General features: G+C 66.6%; 18 protein-coding genes. 9 read left to right on the top strand and 9 right to left on the bottom strand.

What is annotated here, in order from left to right:
• Positions 1 to 115: 115 nt before the first annotated feature.
• Positions 116 to 1,552 (top strand): CCA tRNA nucleotidyltransferase, encoded by a 1,437-nt coding sequence (locus AAFP30_RS04850; protein WP_419228735.1) that lies wholly within the window; start codon positions 116 to 118, stop codon positions 1,550 to 1,552.
• Between the two features lie 21 nt (positions 1,553 to 1,573).
• Here AAFP30_RS04850 and AAFP30_RS04845 read toward each other — a convergent pair whose 3' ends face one another.
• Together AAFP30_RS04845 and AAFP30_RS04840 are read right to left on the bottom strand one after the other, a co-directional pair.
• Positions 1,574 to 3,007: an MFS transporter gene (locus AAFP30_RS04845; RefSeq protein ID WP_419228816.1), complete on the bottom strand. Its 1,434-nt coding sequence runs from the start codon at positions 3,005 to 3,007 to the stop codon at positions 1,574 to 1,576.
• Between the two features lie 139 nt (positions 3,008 to 3,146).
• Positions 3,147 to 4,082 carry a YegS/Rv2252/BmrU family lipid kinase gene (locus tag AAFP30_RS04840; RefSeq protein ID WP_419228734.1) on the bottom strand — a complete coding sequence of 312 codons (936 nt, stop codon included), beginning with the start codon at positions 4,080 to 4,082 and terminating at the stop codon, positions 3,147 to 3,149.
• 20 nt (positions 4,083 to 4,102) lie between these two features.
• On the opposite strand from AAFP30_RS04840, the gene AAFP30_RS04835 reads away from it, so the two are divergent.
• Together AAFP30_RS04835 and AAFP30_RS04830 are read left to right on the top strand one after the other, a co-directional pair.
• Positions 4,103 to 4,705 (top strand): TetR/AcrR family transcriptional regulator, encoded by a 603-nt coding sequence (locus tag AAFP30_RS04835; protein ID WP_419228733.1) that lies wholly within the window; start codon positions 4,103 to 4,105, stop codon positions 4,703 to 4,705.
• A complete protein-coding gene (locus AAFP30_RS04830; protein ID WP_419228732.1) occupies positions 4,702 to 6,246 on the top strand; it encodes a glycerol-3-phosphate dehydrogenase/oxidase in 1,545 nt (514 codons plus the stop codon). The genes AAFP30_RS04835 and AAFP30_RS04830 overlap by 4 nt, the downstream gene beginning before the upstream one ends.
• 7 nt (positions 6,247 to 6,253) lie before the next feature.
• Here AAFP30_RS04830 and AAFP30_RS04825 read toward each other — a convergent pair whose 3' ends face one another.
• The gene (locus AAFP30_RS04825) at positions 6,254 to 7,345 is read right to left on the bottom strand and encodes an aminotransferase class V-fold PLP-dependent enzyme (protein ID WP_419228731.1); all 1,092 of its coding nucleotides are present in this window, start codon (positions 7,343 to 7,345) and stop codon (positions 6,254 to 6,256) included.
• 39 nt (positions 7,346 to 7,384) lie between these two features.
• Between AAFP30_RS04825 and AAFP30_RS04820 the strand changes: the two genes are divergently transcribed.
• Positions 7,385 to 7,954 (top strand): hypothetical protein, encoded by a 570-nt coding sequence (locus AAFP30_RS04820; protein WP_419228730.1) that lies wholly within the window; start codon positions 7,385 to 7,387, stop codon positions 7,952 to 7,954.
• Here the strand turns inward: AAFP30_RS04820 and AAFP30_RS04815 are convergent.
• Positions 7,908 to 9,242, bottom strand: coding sequence for an MFS transporter (locus tag AAFP30_RS04815; protein ID WP_419228729.1), 1,335 nt, complete (start codon positions 9,240 to 9,242; stop codon positions 7,908 to 7,910). The genes AAFP30_RS04820 and AAFP30_RS04815 overlap by 47 nt on opposite strands.
• A 48-nt stretch (positions 9,243 to 9,290) precedes the next feature.
• Between AAFP30_RS04815 and AAFP30_RS04810 the strand changes: the two genes are divergently transcribed.
• Positions 9,291 to 9,917 carry a YqgE/AlgH family protein gene (locus AAFP30_RS04810; protein ID WP_419228728.1) on the top strand — a complete coding sequence of 209 codons (627 nt, stop codon included), beginning with the start codon at positions 9,291 to 9,293 and terminating at the stop codon, positions 9,915 to 9,917.
• Between the two features lie 145 nt (positions 9,918 to 10,062).
• Positions 10,063 to 12,054, top strand: a complete 1,992-nt coding sequence (locus tag AAFP30_RS04805; protein WP_419228815.1) for a CocE/NonD family hydrolase — start codon at positions 10,063 to 10,065, stop codon at positions 12,052 to 12,054.
• 5 nt (positions 12,055 to 12,059) lie between these two features.
• Here AAFP30_RS04805 and AAFP30_RS04800 read toward each other — a convergent pair whose 3' ends face one another.
• From AAFP30_RS04800 to AAFP30_RS04790, 3 genes are read right to left on the bottom strand one after another with little or no spacing between them, the layout of a single operon-like run.
• Entirely contained in the window at positions 12,060 to 12,725 is a 666-nt protein-coding gene (locus AAFP30_RS04800) for a helix-turn-helix domain-containing protein (RefSeq protein WP_419228727.1), read from the bottom strand.
• A gap of 9 nt (positions 12,726 to 12,734) precedes the next feature.
• Positions 12,735 to 13,739: a bile acid:sodium symporter family protein gene (locus tag AAFP30_RS04795; RefSeq protein WP_419228726.1), complete on the bottom strand. Its 1,005-nt coding sequence runs from the start codon at positions 13,737 to 13,739 to the stop codon at positions 12,735 to 12,737.
• 6 nt (positions 13,740 to 13,745) lie between these two features.
• The gene (locus AAFP30_RS04790; protein WP_419228725.1) at positions 13,746 to 14,255 is read right to left on the bottom strand and encodes an SdpI family protein; all 510 of its coding nucleotides are present in this window, start codon (positions 14,253 to 14,255) and stop codon (positions 13,746 to 13,748) included.
• A 74-nt stretch (positions 14,256 to 14,329) separates the two neighbouring features.
• Here AAFP30_RS04790 and leuS point away from each other — a divergent pair, with 74 nt between their 5' ends.
• A complete protein-coding gene (leuS, locus tag AAFP30_RS04785; RefSeq protein ID WP_419228724.1) occupies positions 14,330 to 17,179 on the top strand; it encodes a leucine--tRNA ligase in 2,850 nt (949 codons plus the stop codon).
• 100 nt (positions 17,180 to 17,279) lie between these two features.
• Positions 17,280 to 18,386, top strand: coding sequence for an alpha/beta hydrolase fold domain-containing protein (locus AAFP30_RS04780; RefSeq protein ID WP_419228723.1), 1,107 nt, complete (start codon positions 17,280 to 17,282; stop codon positions 18,384 to 18,386).
• Positions 18,387 to 18,773: 387 nt separating this feature from the next.
• Here the strand turns inward: AAFP30_RS04780 and AAFP30_RS04775 are convergent, their stop codons facing one another.
• Positions 18,774 to 20,021 carry an HNH endonuclease gene (locus AAFP30_RS04775; RefSeq protein WP_419228722.1) on the bottom strand — a complete coding sequence of 416 codons (1,248 nt, stop codon included), beginning with the start codon at positions 20,019 to 20,021 and terminating at the stop codon, positions 18,774 to 18,776.
• Positions 20,022 to 20,206: 185 nt separating this feature from the next.
• Positions 20,207 to 20,539, bottom strand: a complete 333-nt coding sequence (locus tag AAFP30_RS04770; protein ID WP_419228721.1) for a TfoX/Sxy family protein — start codon at positions 20,537 to 20,539, stop codon at positions 20,207 to 20,209.
• 168 nt (positions 20,540 to 20,707) lie between these two features.
• Between AAFP30_RS04770 and AAFP30_RS04765 the strand changes: the two genes are divergently transcribed.
• Positions 20,708 to 21,907 (top strand): acyl-CoA dehydrogenase family protein, encoded by a 1,200-nt coding sequence (locus AAFP30_RS04765; protein WP_419228720.1) that lies wholly within the window; start codon positions 20,708 to 20,710, stop codon positions 21,905 to 21,907.
• Positions 21,908 to 21,962: the final 55 nt, after the last annotated feature.

Genomic DNA, 21,962 nt, shown 5'->3' with positions numbered 1-21,962 from the left:
GCTAGCCGTTGGTCACCTGCAGTTTGCCTGGATGGGCCGTCGGTGGGTCGTCGGTGGGCTGAGGTGTCCTCCCGACGGGGCACGCGCAGCGGTTCGGACGATAGGCTGTCATGCCGTGACCGACCCCGAACGCCGTACCCGCCTGTTGGCGGCCGCGGCAGTGACCCTACGGGAGCTGTCGGACATTCTGATGCCGCTGGGCGCGCTCTTCGCCGACGCCGGCCACGAACTGTTCCTGGTGGGGGGGTCGGTCCGCGACGCCGTGCTGGGCCGCCTGGGCAACGACCTGGACTTCACCACCGACGCCCGCCCCGACCAGGTCGCCGCGTTGATGTCGGGGTGGGCCGACGCACAGTGGGACACCGGGATCGAGTTCGGCACGGTCAGCGCCCGCAAGGGCAACGCCGCGATCGAGATCACCACCTACCGTTCGGACGCCTACGATCGCGTCGGCCGCAATCCCGAGGTGGTGTTCGGCGACTCCCTCGACGACGACCTGGTGCGTCGCGACTTCACCATCAACGCGATGGCCGTCCGCGTCGACGCCACCGGACCCGCCGAGTTCTGCGATCCGCTCGACGGGATGACTGCGCTGCTGGCCGGGGTCATCGACACCCCCGCGACGCCCCAGTCGTCCTTCGACGACGATCCGCTGCGGATGCTGCGCGCCGCGCGTTTCGTCTCCCAACTCGGATTCCGCGTCGCGCCGCGAGTGCAGGACGCAATGACCTCGATGGCGGGCCAGATCGAGCGCATCACCGCCGAACGCGTCCGCACCGAGCTCGACAAACTGATCCTCGGGGAGCACCCGCTCGAGGCCATCGACCTGCTGGTGGACACCGGTCTCGCCGAACGGGTGCTGCCGGAGGTGCCCGGCATGAAACTGACCATCGACGAACATCATCAGCACAAGGACGTCTACCAGCATTCGCTGACCGTGCTGCGGCAGGCGATCGACCTCGAGGAGTCCGACCCGGACCTCATCCTGCGGTGGGCGGCGCTGCTGCACGACATCGGTAAGCCGGCGACCCGCCGCCACGAAGCGGGGGGCGGCGTCAGTTTCCATCACCACGAGGTGGTCGGCGCCAAACTCGTCCGCAAGCGGATGCGGGCACTGAAGTATCCGAAGGCCGTCGTCGACGACGTCTCGCAGTTGGTGTTCCTGCATCTACGCTTCCACGGTTACGGCGACGGCGCGTGGACCGATTCGGCGGTGCGTCGCTACGTGACCGACGCCGGGCCGCTACTGGAGCGACTACACAAGTTGGTGCGGGCCGACTGCACCACCCGCAACCGGCGCCGGGCGCGGCGGTTGCAGGAGAACTACGACCATCTCGAACACCGGATCGCCGACCTGAAGGCGGCCGAGAACCTCGACCGGGTGCGACCCGACCTCGACGGCAACGCGATCATGGAGCTGCTCGGCATCCCGGCCGGCCCGGTCGTCGGGGAGGCATGGCGGTATCTGAAGGAGCTGCGGCTCGACCGCGGGCCCCTGTCCCGAGAGGACGCCGAAGAGGCGTTGCGGGAGTGGTGGAGTCAGCGCGGCTGATCGCTCACTCCATCGCCCCACTCACTCCATCGCCGAGGCGGCCTTGCGGGCCGCGGCGTAGGTCTCGGCGGCCTCGGCGGGCGTGTCCACCTGAGGTGGCGACCCGGGCAACGGCTGGCCGGCCGACTCGCGCAGGTAGAACACCGCGATCAGGCCGATGATGCTGCTGGCGACGAGGTAGAAGCCCGGCACGAGGTTGTTGTCGGTGGCGCCGATCAGCGCGGACGTGAACAACGGTGTGGTACCGCCGAACAGCGACACCGCGATGTTGAAGCCGATCGACAGCGCGCCGTAGCGCACTGCGGTGGGGAACAGCGACGGCAAGGTCGACGCGGTGGGCGCGGCGAAGCACGCCAGCAGGACGCCGAAGATGACGCACGCGATCAGGGGTCCCCAGAGGTTGTCCACGCCGAACAGGATGAAACACGGCACGGCCAGGATGATCTGCAGCACTGCGGCCGCGGCGAAGATCGGTCGGCGCCCGATACGGTCACTGAGTCTGCCCACGAACACGATCAGCACGACGACGACCAGCATCGACACCAGCACCAGCAGATCCGCGCTGAGCTCGCTCCGCCCGATTGCCTCGGTGAGGTAGGTCGGCAGGAAGCCGGTGATCATGTAATTGGTGACGTTGTAGAGGATCACCAGCCCCATACACACCAGCAACGGACGCCAGAACTTGACGAACACCGAACCGATCTCGTGCCCCATATCCGAGGCAGCCTTCACCTTCTCGTCGTGCTGCTCGAGCTGGCGCAGATACGCGGGGCTGTCCTCCAGTTTCAGCCGCAGGTAGAGCCCGATCAGTCCCATCGGACCGGCGATGAGAAACGGTATGCGCCAGCCCCATTCGGTCATCGCGTCGGCGCCGAGAGCGGCGGTGAGGATGGTGACGAGGGCCGAACCGAGCGAGTAGCCGATGAAGGTGCCGAAATCCAGCCAGCTACCGAGGAATCCGCGCCGGGCGTCGGGGGAGTACTCGGCGATGAACGTGGTTGCGCCGCCATACTCGCCGCCGGTGGAGAAGCCCTGGACCATGCGCGCCGTCAGCAACAGGATCGGCGCCCAGATACCGATGCTGGCGTAGGACGGGATCAGACCGACGGCGAAGGTACCCATCGCCATCATGATCATCGTCGTCGCCAGTACCTTCTGCCGGCCGATGCGGTCCCCGAGCGGACCGAAGAAGAACCCACCGAGCGGTCGGACGAGGAACGCGGCCGCGAAGGTCCCGAACGTCGCGAGCAGCTGTGCGATGTCGGAGGCATCCGGATAGAAGACCTTGCCGAGAGTGACGGCGAGATAGCCGTAGATCCCGAAGTCGAACCACTCCATCGTGTTTCCGAGCGCCGACGCGGCGATCGCCCGCTTGAGCATCGGCTGGTCGACGACGGTGATCGAGTCCTGGGTGAGTGGCGGTTTACTCCGGACCAAGCCGCCCAGGGTGCTCAGGCGATTCTCGGTGATCTGGGCGTGCGCCCGACCGAACAGGGACGCTTCGTTCGCCGAGCTTTCGAGTTCCGACACGACTTCAGCGTAGGGAACCGCCGCGTGTTTCGGGACGGACTTCGGCACGTTCGCCTGGGAGCGACTACCGCGACGTCGGAGTCAGGATGGTCGCGGCGTCCGGGACCGCCTCGAACACCGCAGGCAACTCGCCCACCAGGTCGCCATCGATCGATACGAGTGCCGGTGGATCGCAATACAGTTCGATCTCCCGACCGCGCATCGTGCGTACCATCGGGTGGGCGATGTGCTTACCGGAGAACACCTTCGGGAACACGCGGGCGGTGGTGAGCCGGGCAAAGCGAGACGGAAACGTCGCAATGGTCACGTCGAGCAGGCCGTCGGTCATAGACGCGGCCGGGGTGATCTGCATGCCGCCGCCGTAGGAGGTGGTGTTGCCGATCGCGACGAACACCAGATCGTCCTCGAGTTCGGCGTCGTCGACGCGCGCCTGATAGTGCCGGGCCCGCAGGCCGAGCAGTTCGCGCAGCGCGGCCACCGTGTACCGGGATTGTCCTGTCGGCCAGGACATTTCGAGGGCTCGCGCGGTGACCGAGGCATCGAAACCGGTGGCGGCGACGGTGCAGAACAATGCCGACCGGCCATCGGGGAAGGTCACGCGACCCAGGTCGACGGTGCGTCGCCGGCCACGCACCACCACGTCGATCGCGGCGTCGATGTCGTGGAGCGGGATGTCGAGATTGCGGGCGACGTCATTGCCGGTGCCGGCCGGGATGATGCCGATCGGCGTGTCGGTGCCGAAGGCCGCCTCGACCGCGAGCCGCACGCTACCGTCGCCGCCGACCACGACCAGCACGTCGGTGGATCCGCTGCAGGTCTTGGCGGCCAGGTCTGCGGCGTCGGCCGCATCGGTGCCGACCAGAAACTCCACATCGACGCCTCGCGCACCCAGACCGGCGACCACCCGCGTCGCCACTGCCCGGCCCGACCCGCGCCGGGCGTGCGGGTTGGCCAGCACGGTGACGTGCCGAACGAAACCGGGGTGGGACGAGGTGCCCATGGGATACAGTTTTACACATCATGTCAATCTGTAACGTGGACATCGGTGACCAGGTGCTGGATGCCGCACGACGGTGTCTGGTACGCAACGACGGCCGGAGGGTGACCGTCGCGGAGGTCGCACGCGAGGCCGGGGTGAGCCGTCCGACGGTCTATCGACGGTGGCCGGACATGTCCGAGATCATCCGGGCCCTGCTGACCCGAGAGGTGCTCGGCGTCATCGCGGTCGTCACCGAGGCCACTCCGCTGCACACCGACGATCTCGACGCCACCATCGATCAGATCGTGCGGGTCGCGACCGCACTTCGCGACGACGATCTGGTCGCGGCGTTGTGGCGGGAGCAGCGCGAGTTCATGACGCCCTATGTGTTCGATCGTCTGGGCACCAGCCAACTGGGAGTCCTGAAGATGCTCTCGGAAATCGTTGCGCGCGGCCAGGATCGCGGCGAAATCCGGGATGGGAACCCGGAGAAGATGGGCGCGATGATCCTGCTCATGACGCAGACCGCCGTCCAGTCGCGCGCACTGGTCGACTCCATCCTGGGTGACGACTGGAGTATCGAACTGCGGCAGATGTTGTCGGGCTACCTCCGCAAGCCCGGCGAACTCCCGGACGCCGGATGACCGTCCTCGACGCGCATCGTCGGGCCGCAGCGCTGACCGAGCTCGCCGAGGCGAACCGGCCGCTCGACATGCTGGTGATCGGCGGCGGGATCACCGGTACCGGCGTGGCACTTGACGCGGCCACACGCGGGCTGCGGGTCGCGCTCGTCGAGGCCCACGATCTCGCGTTCGGTACCTCGCGGTGGAGCAGCAAGCTGGTGCACGGGGGGCTGCGCTATCTCGCGTCCGGGCAGGTGGGAATCGCCTACGAGAGTGCCGTCGAGCGTCATCACCTGCTGACCACCATCGCACCACATCTGATTCACCCACTGCCGCAAGTAATTCCGGAGATCGACTCGAGGCGCACGGCGGCCATGATCCGTTCCGGCCTGGTCGCCGGCGACCTGCTACGCCGAGTGGCACGCACACCTCAATCCATTTTGCCTCGGCCACAACGTATTTCGGCCGACGAGGCAGCGCGTCTGTGCCCCGCGGTATCGCGACATCGGTTGCGTGGTGCGATGCTGGGTGCCGACGGCCAACTCGTCGACGACGCACGGCTGGTGATCGCGGTGGCGCGGACCGCCGCGGCGTTCGGGGCGTCGTTCTGCACCTACTGCCGTGCCGACGAGGTCACCGGAACCGGTGCGCGACTGACAGATTCGCGCACCGGGGAGAGCATCACCGTGTCCGCGCGGACGGTCGTCAACGCCACCGGCGTCTGGGCGGGTACCGTGCAGCCGACGTTACGGGTGCGCCCGAGTCGCGGCACCCATCTGGTGTTCGACGAGGCCGCCTTCGGGCACCCCACCGGTGCGCTGATGGTCCCGCTGGACGCAAACGGCGGACGCTTCGTGTTCGCCCTGCCCGGGCAACTCGGCCGGGTGTATGTCGGACTCACCGATGTCGACGCGCCCGGCCCGATCCCCGACGTTCCGAGCGCCACCGACGACGAGATCGATTTCCTGCTCGACGCCATCAACCGTGCGCTCGACCAGCGGTTGGCGCGCAACGACATTCGCGGCACCTACTCCGGCCTGCGCCCCCTCGTCGACCCCACCTCTGAGGAAAGCGACTCGGGCACCGGTGATCTGGCGGATGTCTCGCGACGGCATCAGGTACGTGTCGATGACGGACTGATCAGCGTGCTGGGTGGCAAACTCACGACCTACCGGCGCATGGCCCAGGATGCGACCGACGCCGCGGTTCGCGTCGGCGGCCTGCGTGCCGGTCCGTGTGTCACCGCATCGACGCCGCTGGTCGGTGCCGCCGATATCGGTGCGCAGCCGGGGATTCCGCAATCCATGGTCGCGCGCTACGGTGCCGAGGCGACCAAGGTGGTGGCGACTGCGCGGTTGCGAGATCCGTTGGCGCCCATCGCCGGTAGCCTCGGCGTCACGCGTGCGGAGGTCGAGTTCGCGGTCACCCACGAGGGGGCGTTGACCGCCGACGACGTACTGCACCGCCGTACCCGACTCGGTCTGGTCGACGCCGATGCGGCGCTCGCCCGAGCAGCCGTGGAGGAGATCGTCGCGTCGACGCTGACCGAAACGACGCGGTGAGCCGGGGTCAGTAACCCATCGTCCGCAGCGCGTCGGCGAGCTTGTCCAACTCATCGCGTTCGACGTCGAGGTGTGGGCTGATGCGGAGGACCGACTGCTCGGTGGCCAGCGGCGCCCGCCAGGAATCGGCACAGGTCACCAGGATCCCCAGGGAGAACAACTTGTCCCGGGCGGCGGCGACGTCGGATGTCTGCCAGCCCGGGGGCGGTGCCAGGGTGGTGATCGCCGACGGCTCGTCGACGGGTTCGAGCACCTCCCAACTGCCGATGCCGTCAAGGCGTTCCCGGGTGTATCGGCCGATCGCTGCCAACTCCCGGAACACCCGCTGCTGGCCGATCGCCAGCACCTCCGACACTGCCATCCCCAAGCCCAGCCGGCCGGCGACGAACGCCTCGGAACTCTCGATCTTCACCGGCCGCAGCGCGTCGCGGCGCACCGCGACGAACCCGACGCCGCGCGGTCCGGTCAGCCACTTGCGGCTGGTGCCGTAGACGACGTCGGCGCCGGTGACGGTCGGCACGTGACCGGCGGCCTGCGCCATGTCGACGACCACCGGCACTCCGGCGGCATGCGCGAGTTCCACGATCCGGGTCACGGGTTGCACGGCGCCCGACGCGGATCCGACATGGCAGACGTGGATGAAGTCGGGCTGCTCGAACTGCAGCATGTTCTCCAGCGCGTCGGTGTCGACGTGGCCGGCGAGGTCGGCGTCGGGTAGCGGCCGTACCGCGTAGCCGCGGCGCTCGAACTCTACGAGGTTGGGCCCGAACTCGTTCTTGGCCACCCACACCGTCGAGGAGATCGGCAGGTTCCAGTATGTGAGGAGGCCGCGCAGAGCCGCGCGGGCGCTCTCCCGGAAGGTCAGCTCATCTGAGGTGTGCCCGATCAGCGAGGCGAGATCACGGGTATCCCGGGCGATCTCGTCGGCCCGGTCGTCGGCGGCGATGTAGGAACCGCGTTCGGTCTCGCGCCACAGATGCGCGGAGATGGTGCCGATCACGGCGTTCGATGAGCGGCCCGCCGACGCCGAGTCCAGATGCACGAGTTCGGGACGGAGTCGAGCGCGATGCCACTGTTCACCCAGTTCGCTCACGTACACACCTTGTGAACCTACCGGATGGAACCGAATCGTCCGGTGGTGCGTCGAATCAGTGTGGATTCCGCAATCGAGTACCTGTTCGGGACCGGCGACGGACACACGACATCGTGGGTGTCGGCCGGCGATGCGGACCTCGACGGCGACGGTACCGCGGACGCGGTCCGGCTCGATTTCGACGGAGATGGGCACCGCGATGACGCCATGTGGGACATCGACGGTGACGGTACCGCGGACCTCGCGGCTCTCGACATCGACGACGACGGACGGCCCGACGCGTTCTATCGGGACACCGGGTCAGGAGTGTGGGGGGTGCCTGCCGATCGACCCGCGGCGGCCGCCCCCGGAACCGGCCCGGCAGGCCCGCCCGAGCCCGCGGCGGAGAAGCACCCCGACGCGGTGGCGCGGTCTGCCGATCTCGACCGCGACGGGCGGCCGGACATCGAACTGCGCGGTACGCGGCGGGCGGGAGTGCCGGTGGCGCAACGCCTCTATGTCGACGAGGACGGTGATGGCCGCTTCGATCGGGTGCTCGTCGACGAGAACGGGGACGGGCGGGCGGACGTCAGTTATGACGATGATTCACCGAAATTCGGTGCGGGTCGCCAGTGAGTCCGGGCGCGCGATGCGGTGTGTGCATGAGTCGTACGACGACGGCGCCGACGAGGTAGAGCACAGTGCCGAGGATCGGCAGGCCGAGCGAATGCCCGTCGTAGGGAACCACCAGCGCGGCGACCGTGACCGCCCCGACATAGGCGATGTTGAACACCGCGTCCTGCACGGAGAAGACCTGTCCGCGCACCTCGTCGGCGATGTCGACCTGCATGGCGACGTCGCCGCACAACTTGGCGGTTTGCCCGATGAGCCCGAGCACGAAAGCCGCTGCGCAGATCACGGCGATCTGAAAACTGAGCAGGGCGAGTTCGGCGATCGCACCGATGATCAGCGCCGTCACCAGGGTGGTCCGCCGCCCGAATCGCTCCACCGAATACGGCGTCACCAGGGCGGCGAGCAGTGCGCCGCCGGCGGTGAAGCCGGCGACCAGCCCGACACTGGCGAGGCCGTCGCCGCCACCGGTGTGCTTGCTGAGTACCAGCAGCATCAGCGTGTTCATCCCGAACACCAGCCGGTGCGCGCCGATCGCGGAGAGCGCCGCCGATACCGTCCGCGATCCTGCGACCGCCCGCACCCCGTGCAGCATGCCGACCGCCACCGCGTGGCCGGCGGAACTGCCCGGGTCGTCGGGGTGATCGGGGCCCAACGCCAGCCGGGCGAAGCCGTGCGCGACACCGGCGGCGATCAGCGCGATCACCACCCCGCCGAGGGTCGTCAGCGCGCTGCCGAGGTTGTCGGGTCCGAACAGCGCACGTAGCAGCGCCGCGACGCCGGCGCCGACCGCGAGCATCCCGGCGCCCAGCGTGGTGAACAACGCGTTGGTGGCGACGATGACGTCGCGGTGCGCGACGTGGGGCAGACCGGCCGACAGTCCGGACGCGACGAATCGCGACGCCCCGGTCACCGCGAGCGCGCCGATCAGCACGACGGTGTCGGCGGCGCCGGACGCGATGGACAGTGCGACAAGACCGATCAACACCGCGCGAAGCAGGTTGGCGTACATCAGCACGGCCCGTCGATCCCAGTGATCGAGGAGCGCGCCGGCGAACGGACCGATGACCGAGTACGGCAGCAGCAGAACGGCGAGGCCGCCGGCGATGGCCAGTGGATCGGAGTGCCGTTCCGGGTTGAACAGGATCGCCCCGAACAGTGACGCCTGGAACACGCCGTCGGTGATCTGACTCGTCAGGCGAACCGCCAGCAGGCGACCGAGACCGGGGGAGTGTCGTAACGAACGAGCGAATCCCCGTAGTCCGGGAGTCCCGTGCGCCGACTCGGATATCACCGATCCAGACTACCGACCGGACCGGCGCCGCCATGCGATGATGGGTAGGTGGCCGGCGGCGACGAACCAGACGAACCCACCCCCGAGGCGTATTCGCAGGAGGCGTCCCCTGTCGGTCGGGTGCGGCCCGGAACCCTGCTGCTCGCCTCCACCGATCTGCTCGAACCGACCTTCGCGCGCAGCGTCGTCTACATCATGGAGCACAACGACGGCGGCAGCCTCGGCGTCGTCATCAACCGGATGAGTCAGACCGCGGTACACAACCTCCTTCCGCAGTGGACCGATCTCGCCGCGTCACCCCGCGCGCTGTTTGTCGGCGGTCCGGTCAAACAGGACTCGGCGCTCTGCCTCGGGGTGGTCAAACCCGGTGCCTCGATCGACGGCATCGAGGCACTCCGACCGGTCGACGGTCGGGTCGTGATGGTCGACCTCGACGGCGATCCCGAAGAACTCGATGCGGTACTCGAAGGCGTGCGCATCTTCGCCGGTTACGCCGGGTGGGGGATGGGGCAGCTCGACGGCGAGCTCGAACAGGACAGCTGGCTGCTCGCGTCGGCGCTCCCGCGGGATCTGCTGGCGCCGCCCGCCGCGGACCTGTGGGCGGAGGTGCTGCGCCGCCAACCGTGGCCGCTGCCGATGCTGGCGACCCACCCGCTGGACGTGAGCCGGAACTGACGTTCGGCTAAAGCGTGACGCACGCCACCTGATCTGCTACCTTTTGGGACGCTCGGTCCAGTACGGATCGACGTTCGCGAACGGGGGGTTCGGCGTGCGGGTGGGATTCGTTTCGGCTTTTGTCGGTGTGTTGTTGACGCTGACCATGGTGATCGGGGTCGCGCCCGCCGGCGCCACGACCCTCGGGGTCTCCGGCGGTGCACCCGCCAAACGATGGGCGGGGTCGCACGACGGCCCGCATCCGTACGCGGGGGTGGCCATCACCTGGGACGTGCCCATCCGGATGAGCGACGGAACGGTGTTGCGCGCCAACATCTATCGGCCCGCGGACCGCAACGGGCGAGCGGTCACCACCAAGACGCCGACCGTGGTGAACATGATGCCGTACACGAAGCTGATCACCGCGGTCGCCGCCGAGGTCACCCAGCATCCGGTGCTCGGACCGTTCCTGATCCAACTGGTCACCGCGATCGGTCAGGTCGCCACACCCATCAAGGGTCTCGCCGACATCACCGAACTCACCAACACCGCCCGCGACGGCGGTGCCCGCAACTTTGCGGTCGACTACGACCTCGTCCGCAGCGGCTACACCCAGATCGTCGTCGACGTGCGCGGTACCGGATTCTCTCAGGGCAAGTGGGACGTCTTCCAGAGCCGCGAGCAGGCCGACAGCGTCGAGGTCATCAACTGGGCTGCGCGCCAACGATGGTCGACCGGCAAGGTCGGCATGTCCGGCGTCTCGTACTCGGCGATCAACCAGATCCAGGCGGCCAACAAGAACCCGGCGGCGCTCAAGGCGATCTTCCCGGTGGAGGCCGGCGGTGATCTGCTCCGCGACATCGTCGCACCCGGCGGCGCTCTCGGCGTCGGATTCCTGCCGCTGTGGCTGACGCTGGTCAACACCACGAAGATGGTGCCGAACGTCGGATCGTTGCTCAACGGCACGTTCGACTGGAAGTGGTTGGCCGACCGGGTCGCCGATCCGTTCACCTTCTATCCGCAACTGTTCGCGGCACTGCTCACCCCGGACATCAAGTCGGTGCCACCCAATCTGAAAGCCTTGTTGGAGAACGGTTCCGAACCGCGGCAGTCCTGGCAGGACAACGCGGAGAAGATCACCACCCCGACCTTCCTGTACGGCGGTTGGTTCGATCTCTTCACCAACAGCGAAGTGCGGATGTACAACAAGATCCCGCTGCCGCCCGGTAAGAAGCAACTCATGATGGGCGATGGATATCACCTCACCATCGGCGGTGGCCAGACCGGCCGCAACGGCACACCGCCGCGCCTCGACGTCCTACAGAAAGCGTGGTTCGACAAGTGGCTCAAGGGTATTGACAACGGAATCGACAAGTATGGGCCAGCCACGCTCAAGCAGGTCGGCGACGCCTGGATCTCCGCGGACCAGTTCCCGCGGGCGGGCATGGCCCGACAGCGGCTCTATCTCGGTGATCGACGCAGCGGTACCGCACCTTATGCGGTGGCCGACGGCAGCCTCACCACGAAAGCACCTGCGTCGCATGGCCGGATGACGGTGTCGCCGGGTGTGCTGACCCTCTGTTCCCGTGACGGTGCACAACAGACCGCCGGGGCAACCGCCCTGTTCCCGTGGTGCGCCAAGGACGCTCGGATCTCCGAGCACAACGCACTCACCTTCACCACACCGCCGATGACCCGCACGCGCAGTGTGTCCGGATACAGCAACGTACGGCTGAACACGGTGCTCGACGCCACCGACGGCTACTGGACCGCGACGCTGAATGATGTTGCGCCCGACGGAACGTCGAAGGTGCTCAGTTCCGGTCAGGTGATGGTGTCGCTGCGGAACTACGATAAGAGCCGTTCGCAGTTCGCGCCCAACGGCGACGTGATCGACCCGTTCTACACGCTGACCCTCTCGTCACGGCAACGCGCCGTGCCGGGTCGACCGGTGGCCGTCGACATCGGTTTGCTGCCGACCGAAGCGCTGATCAAGCCCGGCCATCGGCTGCGCGTCGACGTGTTCGCGATGAACCTGCCGCGTGGACTTCCGTTGCGGCCCTTGCTGAACGAGTCGCAGCTCAAGCCGCAGCACATTCAACTGGATCCGCAGAATCCGAGCTTCGTGAACGTGCCGGTGTCAGCGCCGATCACGTAGTCGGGTCACGCCGATCCGTGATTGTCCGGATAGGCGGTCACCGCCAGGAAGCGGATCGGTAGCCGCACCAGGTCGTGCGGACCGTGGATGCCTTCACCGTCGAGCAGCAGCGAATCACCGGGCCGCAGCGTGTACTCGGCGTTGCCGTGTCCGTAGACCATGACGCCCTCGAGCATGTACAGCAACTCGGTGCCCGGATGCTGGAAACTGGGAAACACCTCGCTGTCGTCGGTGAGCGTGACCAGCACCGGTTCCAGTCGTTTGTGCTGTCCACGCAGCGCGCCGAGCAGCTCGTAGTGGTGGCCCACACGGGTGCCGCGGCCGACGATGACCGCACCCTTGCCGGATTCGGTGAACACCGCGTCCCGTTCGACGTCCGCACCGCGGAACAGGGAGGTGACCGGGACGTCGAGTCCGGCCGCCAGCCGCGCGAGGGTCGACAGGCTGCAGGAGGTCTGCGCGTTCTCGATCTTCGACAGCATGGCCTTGGAGATGCCGACCTTGGTGGCCATGTCGGCCACCGACAAGCCGGCGTTCTTGCGGAGCAGTCGTACCTGGTGGGCGATCGCCCGTTCCAGGTCGCCGCCGGTGGGTGGTTCCTCGAGGACCTCGCGCTGAACGGGCGCGGGATCACCGGTGTCGCGGACCGTCGTCGGGCTGTCGGCACTCATGGCCGCAGTCTACCCAGAAGTTTCCTGAGAGTGGACGCTGTAGCGCGTCGCCAGCCACGAGCAGAGGATGAGCTGGATCTGATGGAAGATCATCAGCGGCAGCACGATCAGGCCCACCGTGGAGCCGGCGAACAGGACGGTGGCCATCGGCAAGCCGGTGGCCAGGCTCTTCTTGGTACCGCAGAACTGGATCGCGATGACATCTGCGCGCCTGAAACCCACCCGCTGCGGCACCCAGCGGGTGACGAACAACATCACCACGACGATCACCAGTGCGATCACCGCCACCGCGATGATCTGGCCGACGCTCACCATGGACCAGATGCCTTCGCGAACTCCCTCACTGAACGCCGCGTAGACGACGAGGACGATGGACCCGCGGTCGGCGAGCTTGGTCGGTTTGGCGTGCCGGGTGAAGAATCCGCCCACCCATGGCCGCGCCAGCTGACCGAGGATGAACGGCACCAGGATCTGCGCGACGATCTTGAGGATCGAGGAAGTGTCGATCTGCAGTCCGCCGGTCGTCGACATCAGCGTTACGACCAGCAGCGGTGTCAGGAAGACGCCGAGGATGTTCGACACCGAGGCACTGACGATGGCGCCGGGCACGTTGCCGCGGGCAATCGACGTGAACGCGATCGACGACTGCACCGTCGACGGCACCAAGCACAGGAACAGCAGCCCGTTGTACAGGTCGTCGCCGATGATCGGTTCGGTGAGCGGTTTGATCGCCAGACCGACGATCGGGAACACGACGAACGTGAACGACAGGATGATCAGGTGCAGTCGCCAGTGCTTGAGGCCCTCGAGCGCCTCCCGCGGATGCAGGCGCGTGCCGTACAGGAAGAACAGCAAGGCGATCGCGACGATGACGACCCAGTCGAGGATGTCGGCGGCGACACCGCGGGCGGGGAAGATCGATGCGACGACGACCGCACCCAGGATCGCGAGGATGAACCCGTCGATCGGGGAGCGGTTGAGCAGGTCGCGGGCAGTGGCGAAGGGTGCGAACACCGTCGACTAGGCCTGCGCGGATTCCGCGGAGTCGCTCGAACACACGCCACGCAGAGAGCACGCGCCGCAGCTGCTGGTGCCGCAGTCGGCAGCCGGTTCGGACTGAGCGTGATCGTGGGCCGCGTTGTCGGCCGTTTCGCCGGAGCAGCATCCGCAGCCCGCGTCGTCGCCGGCAGGGACAGCGGCTGCCGCCCGCACACCATAAGCGCTGGTCAGCCCGACGATGAACAGAGCGGCGGCGATGCCGACCACGGCGAACAGAACCGACCACAGTCCGCCGACACCCAAGGTGAGGACACCACTGAGGACGAGAAGGCCGGCGGCGGCCAGCATCCCTGGCGCGGCGACCCGGTTCGCGACCGTAAACGCCTCGGCCGAGCGCATCGACTCATCGGCGCGAACTCCGAACCACCGGTTCTGCGGAAGACGCCGACTCAGGCCCAGGGCGCCGACGACTGCCCACACGGCAGCCAACGCGAACACGATCACGGCGGCGACGACAGGCACAACACTCACGCGACCACCATACGACCGGACGTCGTAGGAGACCGAATTGGATCACCACTTCGCCGACGATTTACGCTGGTCGGGTGACTTCAGCTGATTCCCCCGTGCCCGGCCACCGCTACACCGCGGAGCTCGCCGGCGAGCTCGAGGCGCGATGGCAGCGGAACTGGGCCGACCAGCATGCCTATGAATCGCCCAACCCGGTCGGCCCGCTGGCCGGCGATCTGAGCGCATTCGGCGGCGCGTCCGCCGACGCGTCGGACAAGCTGTTCATCCAGGACATGTTCCCGTACCCGTCGGGCGCCGGGCTGCATGTCGGGCACCCGCTCGGCTTCATCGCCAGCGACGTGTTCGCCCGCTATCAGCGGATGACCGGCAAGAACGTGCTGCACACGATGGGCTTCGACTCGTTCGGTCTGCCGGCCGAGCAGTACGCGGTGCAGACCGGCACACATCCGCGGACGACCACCGAGGCGAACATCGAGCGCTACCTCGGCCAGATCCGTCGACTCGGCCTCGGACACGACGAGCGTCGCCGGGTCGCGACCACCGACGTCGACTTCTATCGCTGGACCCAGTGGATCTTCCTGCAGATCTACAACGCCTGGTACGACGACGAGGCCTCGAAGGCTCGTCCGATCGACGAGCTGATCGCCGAATTCGATACCGGTGCACGCGCTCTCGACGACGATCGGGACTGGCGGACGCTCTCGGCGGCGGATCGTGCCGTGGTCATCGATTCATATCGCCTTGTCTACCAGAGTGATTCGTTGGTCAACTGGTGTCCCGGCCTGGGCACCGTGCTGGCCAATGAAGAGGTCACCGCCGATGGGCGCAGCGACCGCGGCAACTTCCCGGTATTCCGCAAGCACCTGCGGCAGTGGATGATGCGCATCACCGCCTACTCCGACCGGCTGCTCGACGACCTGGATCTGCTGGACTGGCCGGACAAGGTCAAGACGATGCAGCGCAACTGGATCGGCCGATCCCGCGGTGCCCAGGTGTCCTTCGCCGCGCCGGGCGGCGAGACCATAGAGGTGTTCACCACGCGGCCGGACACCCTGTTCGGCGCCACGTACATGGTGCTGGCGCCCGAGCATTCGTTGGTCGACACCCTCACCGCGGCCGAGTGGCCTGCCGGCACTGACGGGCGATGGACCGGTGGAGCCGAGTCCCCGGCCGAGGCGATCAAGTCCTACCGCGCCTCGATCGCCGCGAAGTCCGATCTCGAGCGCCAGGAGAACAAGGAGAAGACCGGCGTCTTCACCGGTTCGTTCGCCACGAATCCGGTGAACGGAGAACAGATCCCGGTCTTCATCGCGGACTACGTACTGATGGGCTACGGCACTGGCGCAATCATGGCGGTGCCCGCTCACGACGGCCGCGACTACGAGTTCGCGACCGTGTTCGGCCTCCCGATCCGTGAGGTCATCGGGTCCGAGCAGGGCATCGAGACCGAGGCCTACATCGGCGACGGCCCCGCGGTGAACTCCGACTTCCTCGACGGACTGACGGTTGACGACGCCAAGGCCGCCATCGTCGAATGGCTCGAGGCCAAGGGCGCCGGCACCGGGACCATCCAATACAAGTTGCGCGACTGGCTGTTCGCGCGTCAGCGCTACTGGGGCGAGCCGTTCCCGATCGTCTACGACGCCGACGGTGTCGCCCACGCGCTGCCGGAATCGATGCTGCCGGTGGAACTTCCGGAGGTGGAAGACTACGCGCCGGTCTCCTTCGACCCCGAGGACGCGGACAGCGAACCGTCGCCGCCGCTGGCCAAGGCCACCGACTGGATGACCGTCGAACTCGATCTGGGCGACGGCTTGCAGACCTACACCCGCGACGCGAACGTCATGCCGCAGTGGGCGGGCAGCTCCTGGTATCAGCTGCGCTACATCGACCCGACCAACGAGGACACGTTCTGTGCGAAGGAGAACGAGGCCTACTGGATGGGTCCGCGTCCGGAGCTGCACGGTGTCGACGATCCGGGTGGTCTCGATCTGTACATCGGCGGCGTCGAGCACGCGGTGCTGCACCTGCTGTATTCGCGATTCTGGCACAAGGTGCTCTTCGATCTCGGGTACGTGACGAGCCGTGAACCGTACCGAAAGCTGTTCAACCAGGGCATGATCCAGGCGTACGCGTACACCGACGACCGCGGCGTCTACGTGCCGGCCGAAGAGGTCACCGAACGGGACGGCAAGTTCTTCTACAACGGTGAGAAGGTCAATCAGGAATACGGAAAGATGGGCAAGTCGCTCAAGAATTCCGTTGCACCCGACGACATCTGCCGTGACTACGGCGCCGACACCCTCCGCGTCTACGAGATGTTCATGGGCCCGCTCGATCAGTCGCGTCCCTGGGCGACCAAGGATGTCGTTGGTGCGCAACGCTTCCTTCAGCGTGTGTGGCGACTGGTCGTCGACGAAGAGACCGGTGCTGTGCGAGTCGGTGATGAGACTCCGTCCGACGACACTTTGAAGCTCCTGAACAAGACTATTGCCGGTGTGCGCGAGGACTACTCGGCACTGCGGAACAACACCGCGGTGGCCAAGCTGACCGAGTTGACCAATCATCTGACCAAGACCTACCCGGGTGGTGCCCCGCGGTCTGTGGTCGAGTCGCTGGTCACCATGCTCGCGCCGCTGGCACCGCACATCGCCGAAGAACTCTGGCATCGGCTCGGCAAGCAGGTGCTGCTGGCCCGTGGATCGTTCCCGGTTGCCGATGAGCAGTGGCTGGTCGAGGACACCGTCGAGATCCCGATCCAGGTCAAGGGCAAGGTACGCAGCCGGATCACGGTGGCAGCCGACGCCGACGAGGCGACCATCCGCGCGGCCGCATTGGCCGACGACAAGATCGCCGCCCTGCTCGACGGCGAACCGCGCAAGGTCATCGTGGTGCCGGGCCGCATGGTGAACGTGGTCCCGTAGCCGGGCTTTCATGGTCCGTAAGTCCTCCACGGATGCGGATGTGGACACAGCGCTCTGCGTGCAGAGTAATGTGCGTCACATTCGCAGATGAGGAGCCACCATGAGTTCATCGACGAGTTCGCGCTACACCGCTCCCGGTCGACTGGGTGATCCGGGTCTGACCCTCGGCACGGATCCTAGGACCGACCCCGCGCTGCTGGCGTTGATGGCCACCATCGGTCTGGACCAGCCGAGTCCGCCCGCACCGGATCCCTCGGCGATGTCCGTCGACGAACTCCGAGGGGCTGTGGGGGCAGCGGATGAGGGGTTTACCGGTCTTTACGGTGCGATTCCGCTGGACGCGCCGGGCGATGTCCCGACCGAGGTGGAGATCTCCACGGTCACCATCAACGGACAGGGTGATCAGCTGCCGATCGACCTGCACATCTACCGCAGCCACGGTGCGCTGGCTGCGCAACCTGGCGTCGTCTATATCCACGGCGGTGGCATGACGATTCTGCCGACGCGGAGTCGCGTACACGATCGTTGGTGCAGTGACATCGCGGCGGCCGGGTCGGTCGCGATTTCGGTCGATTTCCGCAACGCCTACGCTCCCGGCGGCAACACACCGTTCCCGGGTGGACTCGACGACTGTTGTCGCGCGATCGACTGGATTCACCGTCATCGTTTGGAGTTGGGTGTGAGTTCGGTTGTGCTGCAGGGCGAATCCGGGGGCGCCAACCTCGCATTGGCTACCGCCTTGCGCGCCAAGCGCGATGGATTCCTCGACGCCATCGACGGGGTCTACGCATGCGTGCCGTACGTCAGCGGCGGCTACCTGTGGGACGACGAGCGAAAGTTGCGAGAGTTGCCGTCAATGATCGAGAACAACGGGTACTTCATCGATTGCCCGATGATGGGGCTTCTGGTCGCCACCTACGACCCGACGGGTGAGCACGCGGAGGATCCGTTGGCGTGGCCGTATTGGGCCGCGCCGGCCCACCTCGACGGCCTTCCGCCCCATGTCATCACGGTCAACGAACTCGATCCGCTGCGCGACGAGGGTCTCGCGTATTACCGGGCACTCAACCGCGCCGGCGTGTCGGTTCGTGGCCGGACCAACCCCGGCATCGTGCATGGCGCTGAGATGATCTTCCGTGCAGCGTTGGGTCGCCTCAACCGGTGGGTGGTGTCGGACATCGCCGGGTTCGCGGCGACTCTACGCTGAGACCTACTCTCTGTCTTGACTCTTCGCCGACCCTCGGCGTGTGGCAGTCGCGTGGTTCGCATCAGCCCAGTGGGTTGACCGTCGACCACGCGACGCCGCGTTTGCTCTATGGAGTTGTCAAAGATCGTGCGCGGTCCCGATTGTCGTCGGGTGCGCGGGAAATGTGCTGAGCTCTTCGCTGGTTGAGCCGTCCCGAGCCGCTAGGCGAGGGGCGTGTCGAAACCCGCTGTTACGGTGGGCTTCTCGCTGCTGCGTGGCCCTTCGTGGCTCGGCTGGCGCCTCGCACCTCAGGGATCGATGAATCTCCGATGATCGGTGACCCCCACTTGCTCCCTGAGGAGCCCGCGAGGAACGAGCGAGCGTCACGAAGGGGCCGGTGACCGTTGTTCACGCCGCGACCCGATCCTCGAGGGTCATGGTGCGTCTGTTGTAGGCGGGGATGGGTTGTCGTCGTGGATCTCTTGAGGCGGGCGGGATCAACCAGGGGTGCCCATCAGCACCCATGATGATGTCCCACCCGAGGTGATGCACGTCGGCGTGACACGACGGGCAGAGGAGGCATCCGTTGTCGAGGTCGGTCGGACCTCCCTCACTCCAGAACAGCCGATGATGCGCGTGGCCCCAGCGGGCGGGTGCCCCGCACTTGATGCAGCACTGGTCGCGGATGATGATCGCCTTCCGGATGTGGGCAGGGAAGTAGCGGGTTTCCTTGCCCATCTTCAGCGGCACGGTCTGGTCGTCGACGATCAGTGCGGTGATCCCGGCATCGCAGGCGAGCAGGGCGGCGGTGGCAGCGGTGACCGGCCCGTTGGACTGCAGGTAGGACATGGTCGGGTCGGCGGCAGGCAGCATCAGGTTCACATGGTTGTTCGGGCGGGTGAGGAACGGGCTGGTGGTGGCCGCCGCCGCGTCCACGATCTGATCGAGCGCGTCACTCTGGCGGCGCGCCGTGCTGCGCGCGTCTTCGGATCCGTCGGGCTCGGGTCGCTTCTTCGACAGCGAGCTGATGGCGCCCATCAACTTCTCCCCGGTGACGATGTCGACGTCCCCCCGAATGCGCACGCGGCCGTCGACCTTGATCAACGTGAGTTCGTTGAGGGTGTGGTCCTCGGCCGCCGGCAGCCCACCGGTCTCGGCCGCGTACTCGTTGCCCAGCGCCCGTGCCTTGTCGGTGATCTCGGTCGGCGTGGCGCCGGAGGCCGCTTGGGCGATCAACGCCGATTCCACCTCTCGCTTCTCCTCGTCGCACAGACCGTCGAGTGCGCGCCGCGCCACGTGGCCCAGTCCGGCGACGATGGCGTCGAGGTGCTCGATCGGAAAGACCCCGTCCTCGGCATACCCGGGGAGCAACTGCATGGCCGGCAGTCCGCGGCCGATGCGCAGGACTCGCTCGGCCACCGATGGCGCCAACCCCATCTCGATGAGGAGTGGTTTGATCTTGCCGCCGGATTGGGTGGCCACCCCGAGTCGGTCCATCTCGGCGGCGCACACACTCAGCAGGTGTCCGAGGGTGTTGGACAGGTCGATGATCGTGCGGGTGGTGTCGAAGGCTTGACGTCGGGTCAGCCCGGTGACGGTCAGCTCGCGGGCGGTGGCGAGGAGGTCGGCGGGCGTGGGAGCGGTGGTGGAGGGCATACCTCAATTGTACTCGCACACATGTTCGAGTCAATGATCTTGAGCAACGCAAACGGACTGTGTACCAGCATTTTTCGCGTGTCAGAGTTTTCGAAACTCCTCAGCTTACCGCGGCCCTCCGACAACTCTGGTGCGTCACAAACCGCGCGATATGCGCACCGCGATCGGATCGAGCAACGGGGTCGCTACTTCGGCGGCAGTTTCCGCGCGTAGTCGGAACCGAGGGTGACCCACCGTTGCAGTTGCCGGTTGGTGCGGACTCCGTCGTCGGAGACGCGGAGCCAGCCGGGCGTCTCCTTCCCGGACATCACCATGGGGGCGGTGTGGTCGAACTCCAGGAGGACGTCGGTCTCCTCCGGTGGGACGCGCACCATCAGACCGCCCTGGCCACTCGCTGCGATTGCCATGTTCCCGTTGATCATGAAGGCGAGTCCGCCGAACATCGAACGCTCGTCGACACCGCTCTCGGCCGCCAGCATGCCGCGGATCCGGTAGGCGAGGTCGTCGTCGTAAGTCACGCGTACGAGGGTAGGCCGACAGCGCGGTGGATTCCAGACCCGGTGGCAGCCTGATCCGAAGCTCAACTGGTCACTCCAAGTCATCTTGTCGGATGACAAGAATGTCTTTCCCTTTTGGGCCGGAATAACCACTCTTGCGCCTATCTTACCAGTGAGTAAGATAGGCGCATGGCGATCAACCTGGAACTCCCGTCGACGTTCGATACGACGGTCGAGCGCACTCATCTGGCGGCCGAACATATCTTCCGGCCCATCTCCCGGAAGTACGACAAGGCCGAACACGAGTACCCGGTGGAACTCGACGAGCTCGGAAAGCTCGCGAAACAGTCCCGTAAGCAGGAGAAAGACGCGGACGGTTCGACGTCGTCGAAGCGCGCGGACACACCGTCGGTGAACGGCGCCAACATGCGCTCACTCATCTCGGCGAGGGAGATGAGCTGGGGCGACGTTGGACTTCTGTTGTCCATCCCGGGGCAGGGTCTGGGTAACGCCGCGATCGCGGCCGTGGCCACCGAGGAGCAGCTGGAGAAGTTCTCCGGCGTCTGGGCGGCGATGGCCATCACTGAACCGAGCTTCGGGTCGGACTCGGCGGCGGTGTCGACGACGGCCACTCGCGACGGCGACGACTACCTCATCAACGGCGAGAAGATCTTCGTCACTGCCGGCTCGCGGGCCGACCACGTCGTCGTCTGGGCGACCATCGACAAGAGTGCCGGCCGAGCCGCCATCAAGAGCTTCGTGGTGCCGATGGACAACACCGGGGTGAGCGTCGCCCGCCTGGAGCACAAGCTGGGCATCAAGTCCTCGGACACCGCCGTCGTGCGATTCGAGAACGCTCGGGTGCCGGCGGAGAACCTGCTCGGGTCGCCGGAGATCGACACCAAGAAGGCATTCGGCGGGGTCATGCAGACCTTCGACAACACCCGTCCGGTGGTCGCCGCGATGGCGATCGGCCTGGGTCGCGCTGCGCTCGAGGAACTGCGTCGCATGCTCGAAGAGGCCGGCCACGCCATCGACTACGACAAGCCGGCCGCCGCTCAGCACGCATCGGTGTGCGAGTACATCCGACTCGAATCCGATTGGGAGGCATCGTGGTTGCACACGGTGCGAGCGGCGTGGATGGCGGACAACAAGCAGCCGAACTCGGCCGCGGCGTCGATGTCGAAGGCCAAGGCGGGGCGCACCGTCACCGACATCACCAACAAGGCCGTGGAAGTCGGTGCCACCGCAGGCTTCTCGGAGACCATGCTGCTGGAGAAGTGGGCGCGCGACGCCAAGATCCTCGACATCTTCGAGGGCACCCAGCAGATCCAGCAGTTGATCATCGCGCGGAACGTGCTCGGTAAGTCGAGTGGGGACCTGAAGTAGCCGCGAGGGTGCTAACGTCTCAAAGTAGAACACGTTCTACTTTGACGAAAGGCGC

The sequence above is a fragment of the Gordonia sp. CPCC 205515 genome, assembly GCF_048537925.1.
GTDB lineage: Bacteria > Actinomycetota > Actinomycetes > Mycobacteriales > Mycobacteriaceae > Gordonia.
Note: the sequence above shows the minus strand (reverse complement) of the source record. Positions and strands in the feature narration are given on the sequence as shown.

Excerpts from the sequence above, each read along its gene's own strand:
- AAFP30_RS04840 (WP_419228734.1), bottom strand. The coding sequence starts at position 4,082 with ATGGGCACCTCGTCCCACCCCGGTTTCGTTCGGCACGTCACCGTGCTG.
- AAFP30_RS04775 (WP_419228722.1), bottom strand. The coding sequence starts at position 20,021 with ATGCCCTCCACCACCGCTCCCACGCCCGCCGACCTCCTCGCCACCGCC.
- AAFP30_RS04805 (WP_419228815.1), top strand. The coding sequence starts at position 10,063 with ATGGTGATCGGGGTCGCGCCCGCCGGCGCCACGACCCTCGGGGTCTCC.
- AAFP30_RS04830 (WP_419228732.1), top strand. The coding sequence starts at position 4,702 with ATGACCGTCCTCGACGCGCATCGTCGGGCCGCAGCGCTGACCGAGCTC.
- AAFP30_RS04765 (WP_419228720.1), top strand. The coding sequence starts at position 20,708 with ATGGCGATCAACCTGGAACTCCCGTCGACGTTCGATACGACGGTCGAG.
- AAFP30_RS04800 (WP_419228727.1), bottom strand. The coding sequence starts at position 12,725 with ATGAGTGCCGACAGCCCGACGACGGTCCGCGACACCGGTGATCCCGCG.
- AAFP30_RS04780 (WP_419228723.1), top strand. The coding sequence starts at position 17,280 with ATGAGTTCATCGACGAGTTCGCGCTACACCGCTCCCGGTCGACTGGGT.
- AAFP30_RS04835 (WP_419228733.1), top strand. The coding sequence starts at position 4,103 with ATGTCAATCTGTAACGTGGACATCGGTGACCAGGTGCTGGATGCCGCA.